Source organism: Streptomyces sp. NBC_01428 (assembly GCF_036231965.1).
Lineage (GTDB): Bacteria > Actinomycetota > Actinomycetes > Streptomycetales > Streptomycetaceae > Streptomyces.
Genome location: NZ_CP109499.1, coordinates 5,885,943 through 5,898,396 on the forward strand (window position 1 = coordinate 5,885,943; position 12,454 = coordinate 5,898,396).

Consider the following 12,454-nt stretch of genomic DNA (forward strand, 5'->3'; position numbering starts at 1 on the left):
TCCGACGCGTCCACGGAGTGCGACTCGGGCAGGGCGTCACTGGTTGTACACCCTCAGGCCATTCATTTGTCACCATCCGGCGACAGCGGCGCGCATGGGCCGCCTGAACTCCCGTGATCACCGCGGGAGTTCAGGCGACTACTGCGACCGGTGGGGCTACCAGATCGCCTCGACCCACTCCGGGTGGTCGATGAACGGGTTGCGGTTGTGCTGGTAGGTGTCGTAGATGACCTGGTTGCGCTTCTCCTCGAAGGCGCTCGGCGGGTCCTGCTCGTTCCACTGCTTCAGCACGGACAGCTTGCCGATGTACGGCGCGCTGCCGTTGTTCACCTTCTCGTCCGGCTCCAGGTCGGCGAACCCGTCGCCGCCGTCGTAGCGCACGGCCATGTAGAGGATCATGCGGGCCACGTCGCCCTTGTCCGCGGCGCGCGGCTCGAAGGAGTCGGAGTCCACGCGGCTGCCGCCGCCGTTGGTCACCGTGCTGCCGCCGTTGTCGAAGTCCAGGTTGCCGCGGATGCCGTTGACCTGGACGTCCGCCGGGCGCAGGTGGTGCAGGTCGGTGCCGGGTCCGGTCACCTCGCCGAAGTCGCCGTGCGACTTGGCCCAGGTGTGCTCACGGTTCCAGTCGCCGACGTCACCGCCGTTGAGGGACTTGCTGCGGGAGACGCCGCTGTACAGCAGGATCACGTTGCTGCTGTTGTTCGGGTCCTGGTCGGTGACCTTCAGCGCGTTCCAGACCGCGGAGTACGAGATCTTGCTCTGGCTGCTGATGATCGTGTGCAGCGAGGACTTGAGGCTCGTGCCGGTCTTGCCGACCGCGTTCTTGTAGTACGTGCTGTCGTACGAGGTGTTCGTCGCGCTCGCGGGGGACGCGGTGACGGCCGGGAGGGTGAGTCCGACGAGTACCGCGGACGTCGTCAGCGCCAGGGTCTTCCAGCGCCGTATGTGCGTGGCGGGCATGGGGGTGTCCGTTCTACGCGGGTTGAATGGAGCGGATAACCGGGAGCGTGACATGGACATGCGGTGCATGGGGTTAAGGAGAAGTGTCGGTTCTGTGTCGGGATTCAACAAACTGTGCGGCGCGCACGGGAGTTGACGCGCCGGCGGCGCCCGACCGGAAACGGGCCTCCGTCGGAGGCCTCCCCGCCCGTCCCGTCCCGCCGCGCCCGTCCCGCCCCGCCGACCGCCCTCCCGGCCGTGCGGCTCCCGTCGTCAGAGCACCCGTACAGCTGTCGTCAGAACACCTGTACAACTATCGGACGCCTCGGAGAGTCATCTGGGGCGAGCGCGCCGGGGGTGCGCTCGTATCGGTCCAAGGGGATGGGAAGCCTCCATGACTCACCGGATATCCCGGGGTGCCCGTGTGCTCGCAGCGAGCCTGGGCGCCGGGGTGATCGTGCCGTTCGCGGTCGCCGCGGCTCCCGCCGCCGCCGCGCCGGCGCCCACCGTCAGCTGTACGTCGGGCAAGGCCGGTCTGGCAGCCAAACTGCAGAAGGACATCACCGCCGCGCTCGCGGGCCGCAAGGGCACCGTCGCGGTCGGTCTCTACGACCGCGGCACGAAGACCACCTGCACGCTGCGGAGCACGTCCGCCTTCGACTCGGCCAGCGTGGTGAAGGTGACCGTGCTCGCCACGCTCCTGTGGGACGCCAAGAAGCACGACCGGTACCTGACGTCCCGCGAGACGGGCCTCGCCACCGCGATGATCACCCAGTCCGACAACAACGCGACCACCTCCCTGTGGAAGCAGCTCGGCACGACGAAGGTCAAGGGCTTCCTCACCGCCGCCGGGATGACGGAGACCAAGCCGGGCGCCGACGGCTACTGGGGCCTCACCCAGATCACGGTGCGTGACGAGCAGAAGCTGCTCGCGCTGCTCACCGCCAAGAACTCCGTGCTGAGCGACAACGCGCGCGCCTATGTCCTGAAGCTGATGGGCAAGGTGATCTCCTCGCAGCGCTGGGGCACCCCGGCCGGGGCGCCCTCGTCGGTCACGGTGCACGTCAAGAACGGCTGGCTCTCCCGTGCCGCCAACGGCTGGCGGGTGCACAGCGTCGGCACGTTCTCCGGCGGTGGCCACGACTACACGATGACGGTGCTCACGCAGGGCAACAGCACCATGGACTACGGCGTCGCCACCATCCAGGGCGTCGCCCGGGCCATCCACAAGGACCTCGTCCCGGTCACCGTCAGTGCCCACCGGTACACGCCGACCTCGGCGCCCAGGGAGGCCTTCCCTGCCGTTCCGGCGCACTGACCGCGCGCCCCTCCACGCCTCCGCCCGCCCGGCCTCCGCGCCCGGCGGGCGGAGGATTGTTGCGGAGGGATGAAATCCGCTTCGTGCGGTGTTGGTGCCTCCGGCGGAGTGAGTTCTACGGAAGGTACCGGCGTGGCGACGGAACGGGGATGGGCACGGCGACTCGCCGGGTACGCGTGGCGGTACCCGAAGGACGTGGTGCTCGCACTCGGGTCGTCCCTGGGCGGCATGGCCCTGATGGCCGTCGTCCCGCTGATCACCAAGGTGATCATCGACGACGTGATCGGCGACCGCAGCCGCGGCATGGCCCCCTGGGCGGGCGCGCTGATCGGCGCCGCCGTCCTCGTCTACGCCTTCACGTTCGTCCGCCGCTACTACGGCGGCCGGCTCGCCCTCGACGTCCAGCACGACCTCCGGACCGACATGTACCGGACGATCACGCGGCTGGACGGGCGGCGGCAGGACGAGCTGTCCACCGGGCAGGTCGTGGGCCGCGCGACCAGCGACCTCCAGCTGATCCAGGGCCTGCTCTTCATGCTCCCGATGACCATCGGGAACGTGCTGCTCTTCCTGATCTCCCTCGGGATCATGGCCTCGCTCTCCCTGCCGCTGACCCTGGTCGCGCTGGCCGTCGCCCCCGCCCTCTGGTTCGTCGCCAAGCGCAGCCGCTCCAAACTGCACCCGGCCACCTGGTACGCGCAGGCGCAGGCCGCGGCCGTGGCGGGCGTCGTCGACGGCTCCGTCAGCGGCGTCCGCGTGGTCAAGGGCTTCGGCCAGGAGGAGCAGGAGACCGGCAAGCTGCGCGAGGTCGGCCGGCGCCTCTTCGCGGGACGCCTGCGCACCATCCGGCTGAACGCCAAGTACACCCCGGCCCTCCAGGCCGTGCCCGCGCTCGGCCAGGTCGCGATGCTCGCCGTCGGCGGCTGGCTGGCGGTGCGCGGCCAGATCACCCTCGGCACCTTCGTCGCCTTCTCCACCTACCTCGCGCAGCTCGTCGGACCGGTGCGGATGCTCGCGGTCGTGCTGACCGTCGGACAGCAGGCCCGAGCGGGCGCCGAGCGGGTCCTCGAACTCATCGACACCCGGCCGTCGATCAAGGACGGCACCAAGGACCTGCCCGCCGACGCGCCCGCCACCGTCGAGTTCGACGACGTGTCGTTCGGCTACGAGGAGGGCCGGCCGGTCCTCGACGGGCTGAGCTTCGAGATCCGCGCCGGCGAGACCCTCGCGGTCGTCGGCACCTCCGGCTCCGGCAAGTCGACCGTCTCGCTGCTGATGCCCCGCTTCTACGACGTGACGCACGGCGCCGTCCTCGTCGGCGGCCACGACGTGCGTGAGCTGACCACCGCGTCGCTGCGCGCCGCGATCGGGCTCGTCCCCGAGGACTCCTTCCTCTTCTCCGACACCGTCCGCGCCAACATCGCCTACGGCCGCCCCGACGCCACCCAGGACGAGATCGAGACCGCGGCCCGCGCCGCCCAGGCACACCGCTTCATCGCCGAACTGCCCGCCGGCTACGACACCACCGTCGGCGAGCACGGCCTCACCCTCTCCGGCGGCCAGCGCCAGCGCGTCGCACTCGCCCGGGCGATCCTCACCGACCCCCGGCTGCTCGTCCTCGACGACGCCACCTCCGCCGTGGACGCCCGGGTCGAGCACGAGATCCACGAGGCGCTGAGCCACGTCATGGAGGGCCGCACCACCCTGCTGATCGCCCACCGCCGCTCCACCCTGAACCTCGCCGACCGCATCGCCGTCCTCGACGGCGGCCGGCTCGCCGACATCGGCACCCACGAGGAACTCCAGGCCCGCTCCGCGCTCTACCGGCGGCTGCTCACCGACCCGGACGAACTCGGCGGCGTCTCCCCGGGCCACGCCCGCCCGGCCGCACCCCGCGAGGACACCTCCGTACGCGAGGAACTGGACGCCGAGTTCGACGCCGAGCGCGGGGTGACACCGCACCTGTGGACGGGCGACCGCGAACCCCGCGACACCGCGCTCGACGGGATGCCCGCCACCCCCGGACTCCTCGCCCAGGTCGAGGCGCTGCCCCCGGCCACCGACGTGCCGGACGTCGACGAGGCCCAGGCGGTCCGCGCCGAGGACTCCTACGGACTGCGCCGGCTGCTCCGCGGGTTCGGCGCCCCGCTGCTCGTCAGCCTCGCGCTGGTCGCCGTCGACGCCGTGATGACCCTGCTGCTGCCCGTGCTGATCCGGCACGGCATCGACCAGGGCGTCACCCGCGTCGCGCTCGGCGCGGTGTGGGCGGCCGCGGCCTTCGGCCTGGTCACGGTCCTCGTCCAGTGGGCGGCGCAGATCGGTGAGACCCGGATGACGGGCCGCACCGGCGAACGGGTCCTCTACGCGCTGCGCCTGAAGATCTTCGCCCAGCTCCAGCGCCTCGGCCTCGACTACTACGAGCGGGAACTGACCGGCCGGATCATGACCCGGATGACGACCGACGTCGACGCCCTGTCGACGTTCCTGCAGACTGGCCTGGTCACGGCCTTCGTCTCCGTCGTCACCTTCTTCGGCATCATGGGCGCCCTCCTGATCATCGACGTCCAGCTGGCCCTGGTCGTCTTCGTGACCCTCCCGCCGCTCGTCATCGGCACGTTCTTCTTCCGCCGCGCGAGCGTCAAGGCCTACGAACTGGCCCGCGAACGCGTCTCGCTCGTCAACGCCGACCTCCAGGAGTCGGTGTCCGGACTGCGCATCCTCCAGGCGTTCCGGCGCGAGGACGCGAGCGGAGCGCGGTTCACCGAGGGCAGCGACAGCTACCGCAGCGCGCGCATCCGCGGACAGTGGCTGATCTCCGTCTACTTCCCCTTCGTGCAGCTGCTCTCCTCGGTGGCCGCCGCGGCCGTGCTGATCGTGGGCGCCCACCGGATCGACGCCGGCACCCTGTCCACCGGCGCCCTGGTCGCCTACCTCCTCTACATCGACCTGTTCTTCGCGCCCGTGCAGCAGCTCTCGCAGGTCTTCGACGGCTACCAGCAGGCCACCGTCTCGCTGGGCCGCATCCAGGAACTGCTCCAGGAGCCGACCTCGACGAAGACCGCCGAGGAGCCCCTCGACGTGCTGTCGCTGCGCGGCGAGATCGCGTTCGAGGACGTCGACTTCGCCTACGGGCCCGCGGGCGAGAGCGAGGAGGCGCTCAGCGCGGTGTCGCTGCGCATCCCGGCCGGGCAGACCGTCGCCTTCGTCGGCGAGACCGGCGCGGGCAAGTCGACCCTGGTGAAGCTGGTCGCCCGCTTCTACGACCCGACCGGCGGGCGGGTCACCGTCGACGGCACCGACCTGCGCGCCCTCGACATCACCTCCTACCGGCACCGCCTCGGCGTCGTCCCCCAGGAGGCCTACCTCTTCCAGGGAACCGTCCGCGACGCCATCGCCTACGGCCGTCCCGACGCCGGTGACGCCGAGGTGGAGGCCGCCGCGCGCGCGGTCGGCGCCCACGACATGATCGCCACGCTGGAGGGCGGCTACCTCCACGAGGTCGCCGAGCGCGGACGCAACCTCTCCGCCGGCCAGCGCCAGCTGATCGCACTGGCCCGCGCGGAGCTGGTCGACCCGGACGTGCTCCTCCTGGACGAGGCGACCGCCGCGCTCGACCTCGCCTCCGAGGCGCTGGTCAACCAGGCCACCGACCGGCTCGCGGGCCGCCGTACGACGCTCGTCGTCGCCCACCGGCTGACCACGGCCGCCCGCGCCGACCGGGTCGTGCTGATGGACCACGGCCGCGTCGCCGAGGACGGCACCCACGACGAACTGCTGCGCCAGGACGGCCGGTACGCCGCGCTGTGGCGGACCTTCGTCGGCGACCCGGAGCCCGAGGAGCCCGTCGGCTCCACCGCCTGACACCGGAGATCCTGCGGCGCGGCGGACGGGGGACGGGAGTCGCCGCCGCGCGCAACCGTCCGACGTACGTTCTGCGTCCGTACACCCGTACGCTGTCTGCGGGCGGAAGGGGCGAGAGTGGACCGTGGTGCGATACGTCGACGGCTGGCGGTCGGCGTGGCCGTGCTGGCCGCGTCCGCGGTGCTCGCGCTCGTGAGCCCGGGCAGTGCCCAGGCCGCCTCCAGTTCCTGCTCGGGCCGCAAGGTCCGCACCCTGTCCTTCGCGACGGGCTCCGTGCGGATCTACCGCCGCGGCGACTACGTGTGCGCCGTGACCGTCCCCAAGAAGCCGGGCGCCCGCAAGTGGATGTCCGTCAGCGTGCAGGCCCGCGGCGGCCGCCCGGTGGTCGACTCCGGGCACTTCACCCGTCGCGCGGGCCCGGTGACCGTCCACGCGGGCCACCGCTGCGTCCTGTTCAGGGGATCGGTCGGCTCGGGTTCGGTGAACTCGGGCTGGATCCTCTGCTGAGCCGTCTCGGGTTCGTCCGGCCGGTGCGGCCGCATCACGACAAACGCACAGACTTCACCCAAGGGCCCCTGGTGTCACGGGAGTTGCTCCGCTAGGTTCCGGCGGACATCTGCCACATCCCAGGGAGGGTGCATGCGCAAGGCGCTCAGATGGCTGCTGGCGCTCACGGTGCTCATAGGCACACTGAGCACGGCCGGGGCCGCCACCGCGGCCCCGCCGGAGGCCCACGGCACCACCACCGCGGCCCCGCCGGAGGCCCACGGCACCACCACCGCGGCCCCGCCGGAGGCCCACGGCACCACCACCGGCACCACCGATCGGGCCGACGAGGACATCAAGGACCGCCTCCTCGCGATCCCGGGCATGAGCCTCGTCGAGGAGAAGCCCTACACGGGCTATCGGTTCTTCGTCCTGAACTACACCCAGCCGGTCGACCACCGGCACCCGTCCAGGGGCACGTTCCAGCAGCGCATCACGGTGCTGCACAAGGACACCGAACGCCCGACGGTCTTCTACACCGGCGGCTACAACGTCTCCACCACGCCGAGCCGCCGCGAGCCGACCCAGATCGTCGACGGCAACCAGGTCTCCCTGGAGTACCGCTACTTCACGCCGTCCCGGCCCGCGCCGGCCGACTGGTCCAAGCTCGACATCTGGCAGGCGGCCAGTGACCAGCACCGCGTCTTCCGGGCCCTCAAGCCGATCTACCACAAGAAGTGGATCGCCACCGGCGGCTCGAAGGGCGGCATGACGGCTACCTACTTCGAGCGCTTCTACCCGCGTGACATGGACGGTGTCGTCGCCTACGTGGCGCCCAACGACGTCGTCAACGACGAGGACTCGGCGTACGACCGCTTCTTCACGCAGGTCGGCACCAAGGAGTGCCGCGACCGGCTGAACGCCGTGCAGCGCGAGGCCCTCGTGCGCCGGGAGCCGCTGGAGAAGAAGTACGCGGCCTACGCCGCCGACAACGGCTACACCTTCACCACCGTCGGCAGCCTCGACAAGGCGTACGAGGCCGTCGTGCTCGACTACGTGTGGGGCTTCTGGCAGTACAGCCTGCTCGCCGACTGCGACACGATCCCGGCGAACGCCGCCACCGCCACCGACGACGAGATCTGGGACTCCGTCGACACGATCTCCGGCTTCTCGTTCTACACCGACCAGGGCCTGGAGCCGTACACGCCGTACTACTACCAGGCGGGCACCCAGCTCGGCGCGCCGACGATCCACTTCCCGTACATCGAGCGGAAGTACGTCCACTACGGCTACCAGCCGCCGCGGAACTTCGTGCCGCGTTCCATCCCGATGAGGTTCCAGGGGTCCGCGATGCGTGACGTGGACAGCTGGGTCCGCCACCACGCGCAGCACATGCTGTTCGTGTACGGCCAGAACGACCCGTGGGGCGCCGAGCGCTTCCGGGTCGGTTCCGGTGCGCGGGACGCGTACGTCTTCACCGCCCCCGGGATGAACCACGGGGCGAACGTCGCCGGGCTCGCCGCCGACCAGAAGGCGCTCGCCACCGCCCGCATCCTCCAGTGGGCGGGCGTCGCCCCCGCGGCGGTCGCGGCGGACCCGTCGGCGGCCCGGCCCCTCGCGCCGTACGACGCGAAGCTGGACCGGCGTGACGTCGAACGGGAGATGACCCTGCGCCCGTGAGACCGGGGCCGCGCCCGCTCCGCTCACACGGGGCGGGCGCAGCCCACCGTCCGCGCGCCGCCGAGCTCGACGTAGAGCGCCGTGACGGCCGGGCACGCGGCGCGGCTGGTCACCGCCGACGTCACCCGGTACTCCGGGGGTTTCCTGCCCGTGCCGTCGCACGCCGTCTCGCGGACCTCGCCGCGGCCCGCGCCGTAGACGCAGTCACCGACGATGGTGCGGGGACCCCCGCCGCCACCCGGGTCGCCGGGGTGCGGGGGTTCGAGGCCGCGCATGCAGGCGTAGCCCTGCGGGACGGTGCCGTCGCCGTCCTCGTCGGAGGCCGGCCTGCTCTCGCTGATGTGCAGCACGAAGTCGGTGGTCGCCGGGCAGGCGGGGCCGTCCGCGGCCCTGCCGTCGTGCCGGGCGACCACCCGGGCTGCGGCCCGTTCGCTGGAGCAGGGCACCTCGGTGAAAGTGGTCGTGCCGAACGAACTGCACTCGCCCCGGGCGAGGAAGACCGTTCCGTAGCCGGAGACGCGGGTCGCCGCCGGGGACGGGAGGGGCTCGGCGGCCCCGGCGCCCGACCACCGGTCGCACCCCGTGAGGGCGGCCGCGACCAGCAGCAGAGCGGCCGCCCCGCCCGCCGGACGCCGGAACACCGAGCTGGCTCGCATGGCTTCCCCCCGTACCCCCGCCCAGCGTGGCCCGCCGAGGCGGGCACACGCCAGACATCCGGGTCCCTTTGGCTCACTTGGGGGTGGGCCGCCGGGTGGGCTGCGTACGGCTAGTACGTCAGGCCGTACCCGATCGGATACAGCACCTGCGTCGGGTCGTCCGCCCGCTGCACGGCCACCGGGAGCGTGCCGCGCGGCTCCGCCCGGCCCGCGATCACCCGGGCGGCGGCGCGCACTTCGACGTCGATCCAGGAGTAGGCGGCCACGCAGGCGCCGACCCCGGGGAGCTGGGCGACGTCGTACGGATTGCGGACGGAGACGGCGACCACGGGCACGCCCGTGGCGACGAGCCGCTCGACGAGGGTCTTCTGGGACCCCGTCGCCGTGACGTTGTACGTGGCGACGACCACGACGTCGGCGCCGCCCGCCGCCGTGACGGCCTCGGTGATCTTCGCCGCCGTCGGTGCCGTGCCCGTGGACAGGGCGGTGGCGGTGAAGCCCAGTTCGGTCAGGGCGCCCGCGAGCACCGTGGTGGGCGGCCCGTCGGAGAGCGAGGGGGAGGCCGGGTCGGCACCCACCACGAGCACCTTCGGGGTGCGCCGCCGGGACAGCGGGAGCAGCTTCTCCTTGTTGACCAGCAGGGTCGTGGTCCGCTCGGCGATCCGGTCGGCCTCCCTGAGATGGGCGCGGGTGCCCACCACCCGGTCGACGGCCGCGTCCTCGACGTACGGGTCGCTCAGCAGGCCGAGCTTCGCCTTGAGCCGCAGGACGCGCAGGATCGATTCGTCGAGGCGGGCCTCGGTCAGTTCGCCGCCGCGGACCGCGTCCAGCACGGCGTTCCACGCGACGTGCAGGTCCGGCGGGTTGAGGAGCTGGTCGACACCGGCCTTCAGGGCGAGGACCGGGACGCGGTCGTCGCCGTACTTGGTCCGCACGCCCTCCATGCCGAGCGCGTCGGTCACCACCACCCCGTCGTAGCCGAGTTCGCCGCGCAGGATGCCGGTGAGGATCGGGTGGGAGAGGGTGGCGGGGTCGCCGGCCGGGTCGAGGGCCGGGACCATGATGTGCGCCGTCATGATCGAGTCGATGCCGGCCCGGATCGCCGCGCGGAACGGCACCGCGTCGAGCTTCTCCCACACCTCGCGGGTGTGGGTGATGACCGGGAAGCCGAAGTGGCTGTCGACGGCGGTGTCGCCGTGCCCGGGGAAGTGCTTGGCCGTGGCGGCGACGGCCGAGCTCTGGTAGCCCTTCACCTCGGCCGCGACCAGGCCGGCCACGGCGTCCGGGTCGGCGCCGAAGGAACGGACGCCGATCACCGGGTTGGCCGGGTTGACGTTCACGTCGGCGTCGGTGGAGTAGTCCTGGCGGATGCCGATCGCGCGCAGCTCGGCGCCGCTGATGGTGCCCACCGTCCGGGCGTCGGCCCGCGAGCCGCCCGCTCCCAGCGCCATGGCGCCGGGGAACAGGGTCGCGGGCTTGCCCACGCGGGCCACTATCCCGTGCTCCTGGTCGGTGGAGATGAGCACGGGCAGCCCGCGCGGCTGGTCCAGCGAGGCGCGCTGGATGCCGTTCGACAGGTCGGCGATCTGGTGCGGGTCGCGGGTGTTGTGCGCCCAGGCGAAGTAGATGATGCCGCCGACGCGGTACTTGGCGATCAGCTCCTCGGCGGTCCTGACGCCGATCTCCGCGAGGTTGGCGTCGATGTCGGCCTGATCGGGTGCGGTGGCCGAATGGCCGTAGACCCGCATCACGAACAGCTGGCCGACCTTCTCCTCCAGGGTCATCCGGGACACGATGGCGCGCAGCGCCTTGTCGCCGTGCGGGGCGCGGGCGCCGGACGCGTGGGCGACGGGCCCCGTGGCCAGTGCGGCGGTGACGCCCGCCGTCGCGGCGAGAACCGTGCGCCGGGAGGGTCTTGACGGTGTGTTCGGCCCGTCCGGACCGGACGGTCCTGCGGTGCTTCCCGTGCTGGAGTCGCGCACAAGCGCTCCTTCCCTCGTGAAGGAAACTTCCAAGGAGCCACGAATATCCAGGAAGTTTCTTCCAGTCAAGGGTGTGCACAGTAACGGGAGGCGGGCCGCCACCGGCGCAGTTGGAGGGGGGCGCGCCGGTGGCGGCGTGCTGCCGGCCGCAGGCGGCGGAGAGGGTAAGTCAGCGATCGCAGCCAGCAGCGAGGCCGACACCGCTCTGCGGAGACTCATCCGGCAGCATGCGGTTGGGACGAAGCGGGAGGACCCGGGGTTCCCGGAATCGGGGAGAACGCCACAAGTCGGTACGGACGGGGCGCGGGGGACCGGTGGTCCGTCGGGCCCGGCGTCGAGGAGGGCGGGGTGCCGAGGAGGGCGGGGTGCCGGTGGCACGGAGTCGGCGGCGCGGAGTCGGCGGTGCCTGTGTGCCGGGCCGCGGAGGCCCTGAACCGATCGGACCGGTGGCGCGGGCGGGCGGCCCCGTCGGGCCGGAGGGCGCAGGGCGTGGTTCATAGGGTCGGGGGTGGACGGCCCGCGCCGACCCGGGCCGGGGAGCGGCTCAGTTCCGCGCCGACACCGCGGGCCAGTGGGCCTGGAGGGTGCGGACCGTCTCCGCGATGGCCGGCCGGCGAGCCGCTCCCGAGCGCCACAGCGCGTACAGACGGCGCACCGGCAACGGATCGAGCGGCACCTCCACGACCCCGGCGGGCAGGGGTCCGCGGCCGAGCCGGGGGATGAGGGCGACGCCGAGACCCGCCGCGACGAGGGCGACCAGGGTCGGGTTCTCGTCGGCCTGGTGGACGATGTCCGGCTCGCAGCCGGCCGCGCGCAGCGTGCGCACCAGCCAGTCGTGGCAGACCCGCCCCGGTGGCTGGCAGATCCACCGCTCGCCGCCGAGGTCCTCCCGCCGCACCGAGGCCCGCCCGGCGAAGGGATGCCCGGCCGGGACGAGCAGATCGCACAGGTCCTCCCCGATCGGGGCCTGCTCCACACCGGGCGGCGCGGGCAGCGGGGCGATGTCCCAGTCGTGCGCGATCGCCAGATCGACCGCCCCCCGGGCCACCAGGTCGACGGACAGATGCGGGTCCACCTCCGTCAGCCGGGTGTCCAGCGCCGGATGGCGGACGGCCAGATCGGCCAGTACTGCGGGCAGCAGACCCCTGGCGGCCGAGGCGAACGCGGCCACCGTCAGCCGTCCGGCGGGCAGCCCCCTGCGCTCCTCCAGCTCCGTCTCGGCACGCTCCACGATCGCCAGCAACTGCTGCGCGGCCGCCGCCAGTTGCTCGGCCTGCTCGGTCAGCCGGACGCCGCGCCCGCGCCGCTCCAGCAGCACCGTCCTGGTCTCCCGCTCCAGCTTGGCGATCTGCTGGGACACCGCGGAGGGGGTGTAGCCGAGCGAGGCGGCGGCGGCGCCGACCGTGCCGTGCACCGCCACGGCGTGCAGGGCGCGCAGACGCTGGAGATCGAGCATGGGGGCCTCCCGGGACACGACATCGCACGCCGCCAGCATACGTAAGCGTTGCTTCATCCATTGATGCAGACATCCG

The 12,454-nt window shown here is 72.3% G+C and carries 8 protein-coding genes; 4 read left to right on the forward strand and 4 right to left on the reverse strand.

What is annotated here, in order from left to right:
• Positions 1-156: 156 nt before the first annotated feature.
• Complete coding sequence (locus OG406_RS25550; RefSeq protein ID WP_266613891.1) at positions 157-960, reverse strand: endonuclease I family protein; 804 nt, start codon at positions 958-960, stop codon at positions 157-159.
• Between the two features lie 373 nt (positions 961-1,333).
• Between OG406_RS25550 and OG406_RS25555 the strand changes: the two genes are divergently transcribed.
• From OG406_RS25555 to OG406_RS25570, 4 genes are all read left to right on the forward strand, one after another.
• On the forward strand, positions 1,334-2,257 hold the full coding sequence (locus OG406_RS25555; protein WP_329187954.1) for a serine hydrolase: 924 nt from the start codon (positions 1,334-1,336) through the stop codon (positions 2,255-2,257).
• A 132-nt stretch (positions 2,258-2,389) separates the two neighbouring features.
• Positions 2,390-6,118, forward strand: coding sequence for an ABC transporter ATP-binding protein (locus OG406_RS25560; RefSeq protein WP_329187956.1), 3,729 nt, complete (start codon positions 2,390-2,392; stop codon positions 6,116-6,118).
• A 117-nt stretch (positions 6,119-6,235) separates the two neighbouring features.
• On the forward strand, positions 6,236-6,625 hold the full coding sequence (locus OG406_RS25565) for a hypothetical protein (RefSeq protein ID WP_267050867.1): 390 nt from the start codon (positions 6,236-6,238) through the stop codon (positions 6,623-6,625).
• Between the two features lie 132 nt (positions 6,626-6,757).
• On the forward strand, positions 6,758-8,284 hold the full coding sequence (locus tag OG406_RS25570) for a S28 family serine protease (RefSeq protein ID WP_329187958.1): 1,527 nt from the start codon (positions 6,758-6,760) through the stop codon (positions 8,282-8,284).
• A 23-nt stretch (positions 8,285-8,307) separates the two neighbouring features.
• On the opposite strand, the gene OG406_RS25575 is transcribed toward OG406_RS25570, so the two are convergent.
• From OG406_RS25575 to OG406_RS25585, 3 genes are all read right to left on the reverse strand, one after another.
• The gene (locus OG406_RS25575) at positions 8,308-8,940 is read right to left on the reverse strand and encodes a hypothetical protein (RefSeq protein WP_329187960.1); all 633 of its coding nucleotides are present in this window, start codon (positions 8,938-8,940) and stop codon (positions 8,308-8,310) included.
• A gap of 110 nt (positions 8,941-9,050) precedes the next feature.
• The gene (locus OG406_RS25580) at positions 9,051-10,922 is read right to left on the reverse strand and encodes a glycoside hydrolase family 3 protein (protein WP_267050864.1); all 1,872 of its coding nucleotides are present in this window, start codon (positions 10,920-10,922) and stop codon (positions 9,051-9,053) included.
• Between the two features lie 544 nt (positions 10,923-11,466).
• Complete coding sequence (locus OG406_RS25585) at positions 11,467-12,378, reverse strand: LysR family transcriptional regulator (RefSeq protein ID WP_326843149.1); 912 nt, start codon at positions 12,376-12,378, stop codon at positions 11,467-11,469.
• Positions 12,379-12,454: the final 76 nt, after the last annotated feature.

Coding starts and splice junctions, on each gene's coding strand:
- OG406_RS25575 (WP_329187960.1), bottom strand. CDS start 8,940: ATGCGAGCCAGCTCGGTGTTCCGGCGTCCGGCGGGCGGGGCGGCCGCT.
- OG406_RS25555 (WP_329187954.1), top strand. CDS start 1,334: ATGACTCACCGGATATCCCGGGGTGCCCGTGTGCTCGCAGCGAGCCTG.
- OG406_RS25585 (WP_326843149.1), bottom strand. CDS start 12,378: ATGCTCGATCTCCAGCGTCTGCGCGCCCTGCACGCCGTGGCGGTGCAC.
- OG406_RS25570 (WP_329187958.1), top strand. CDS start 6,758: ATGCGCAAGGCGCTCAGATGGCTGCTGGCGCTCACGGTGCTCATAGGC.
- OG406_RS25550 (WP_266613891.1), bottom strand. CDS start 960: ATGCCCGCCACGCACATACGGCGCTGGAAGACCCTGGCGCTGACGACG.